Origin of the sequence: Streptacidiphilus anmyonensis (assembly GCF_000787855.1) — a bacterium.
GTDB classification, from domain to species: domain Bacteria; phylum Actinomycetota; class Actinomycetes; order Streptomycetales; family Streptomycetaceae; genus Streptacidiphilus; species Streptacidiphilus anmyonensis.
In genome coordinates this window covers 1-1,811 of record NZ_BBPQ01000076.1, presented here as the reverse complement: position 1 = coordinate 1,811, position 1,811 = coordinate 1, and the positions used below count along the sequence as shown (strand labels likewise).

General features: G+C 74.8%; 1 protein-coding gene. It reads left to right on the top strand.

Features of this window, described 5'->3' with window-relative positions; all coding sequences use genetic code 11:
- Positions 1–1,755, top strand: a 1,755-nt coding sequence (locus TR50_RS47320) for a PP2C family protein-serine/threonine phosphatase (RefSeq protein WP_042432396.1), incomplete at its 5' end; no start/stop codon positions are given.
- Positions 1,756–1,811: the final 56 nt, after the last annotated feature.

Sequence of the window (1,811 nt, the reverse complement as noted above, 5' to 3'; positions counted from 1 at the left end):
GTCGCGGCCCCGGCCGTCCGCCGCGGCCGGGTGCTCGGCGCGCTGGAGGTCAGCTGGACCACCGGAGCGCCCGAGCGCGACCACCGCGTCGAGCGTCAACTCCTCGCCCTGGCCGAGCTCACCGCGCACACCCTGGACGAGCCCGCCCATGGCTCCGACGTCCCCGCCGCCGCGCCCGCGAGCGAGGGCGTCGACCCGGTGGATCCGGTGGATCCGGTGGATCCGGCGCTGCGGCAGCTCGCGGACAGCCTGCACGATCCGGCGCTGGTGCTCACCCCGCTGTTCGACGAGGAGGGGCGGCTGGCCGACTTCCGCATCGCCCACCTCAACGACCGCTTCGCCGACCCGGCCGGACGGCCCGCCGCGCTCGTACAGGGCAGGCCGCTGCTCCAGGCGTACCCGGGGTTCGGTCGCGCGGGGGGACCGGCCGAGAAGGTCGAGCACGTGTACGCGACGGGGGAGTCGTTCCGCGCGGACCGGCTCGCGCTCGTCGCCGAGATCGGCGACGTCCCCGTCGTCAACCAGGCCCAGGTGGGCGTGAGCCGAGTCAACGACGCGGTGCTGCTGACGTGGCGGGTCCAGGAGGACGACGCCCGCCTCGGCACCCTGCTCCAGCACGCCCAACGCCTGGGCCGCATCGGCGGTTTCGAGGACGATCTGCTCACCTCGCGGGCCGCGTGGAACCCCGAGCTGTTCGAGCTGTTCGGCCTCGCGCCCGACAGCCGGCCGCTGCCGCTGTCGCACCTGCGGGCGCGGGTCCACCGCGACGACCGCGACGCGTTCGACGCCTTCCTCGCCGGGGTGACCCTGCACCAGGAGCCCCGGGACGTCGCCGTCCGGTTCCACCGCGACGACCGCGTGGTGCGGCACGTGCGCGTGGTGGCGGAGCCGGTGGCCGACGAGGCCGGCGCGCTCGTCGCGATCCGCGGCGTCTGCCAGGACATCTCCGCGCACCACTGGACCGAGGTGGCGCTGAGCGCCACCCGCGACCAACTCGCCCACACGCAGGCCGAGGCGGACGAGAGCGCACGGCTCGCCCGTCGGCTTCAGCACGCCATCATGCCGCCCACCCCCGGCACCGTGTCCATGGCCGGGCTGACCATCGGAGTCCGCTACCGCCCCGCCCACCAGGACCACGCCGTGGGCGGCGACTGGTACGACGCGGTGCCGCTGCCCAACGGCGACGTGCTGATCTCGGTCGGGGACGTGGCCGGGCACGGCATCGAGGCGGCCACGGGCATGGTCGCGCTGCGCAACGCCCTGCGCGGCCTCGCGACCACCGGGGCCGGACCCGCCCAACTGCTGGCCTGGCTCAACGACGTGGCCTTCCACCTCATCGAGAACGTCACGGCGACGGCGGTGTGCGGGATCTACCATCCGCAGCGCAGCCTGCTGCGCTGGGCGAGCGCCGGGCATCCGGCGCCGGTGCTGCTGCACGAGGGCGGCTCCCGTTCCCTCGACTTCGGCCACGGGATCCTGCTCGGCGCGATCCCGGACGCCGGCTACGAGGAGTACGAGATGACGCTGCCGGAGGGGGCGACGTTGCTGCTCTTCACCGACGGCCTGATCGAGCGCAAGGACAGCAGCGGCTTCGAGGACCTCCACGCGACACTGCGCGGCGTGTCCTTCCCCGGGGCGGGCAGTCTGGGCGAGCAACTGGACCACCTGCTGGCCCACAGCCGCTCCGACACCGACGACGACACCTGCCTGGTCGGCATCCACCGCCCCGAGCCGGCCGCCGAGGTCGCCGGGTAGACGTCGCGTCGCCACGCGTCGCCCGTCGTCGCCGGGCCTGCGTCGCCCGCCCGGCC